At 66.5% G+C, this 209-nt stretch carries 1 protein-coding gene; it reads left to right on the top strand.

Going from position 1 to position 209, the window contains the following annotated elements; translation table 11 throughout:
• The coding region (locus G7016_RS24855) for a VCBS domain-containing protein (RefSeq protein ID WP_181118413.1) at window positions 1-209 on the top strand (209 nt) is incomplete at both ends.

Consider the following 209-nt stretch of genomic DNA (forward strand, 5'->3'; position numbering starts at 1 on the left):
GGCCAGTGCTCCCCAGACGCTGACCGTCACCGTCACCGGCACCAACGACACCCCGGTGATCACCACCTCGGTGGCCGACAGTAAGGCCACCGTCGTCGAGGACAGCTCCCTTGCTTCCGGCACGCTGACCGCGACCGACGCCGACAGCGGTGAAACTGCCACGCTGGTGTTCAGCCAGACTTCGGCCGACAAGGTTCCAGGCTTCACCC

It is taken from the genome of Pseudomonas japonica (assembly GCF_013522925.1).
GTDB classification, from domain to species: Bacteria; Pseudomonadota; Gammaproteobacteria; order Pseudomonadales; family Pseudomonadaceae; genus Aquipseudomonas; species Aquipseudomonas japonica_A.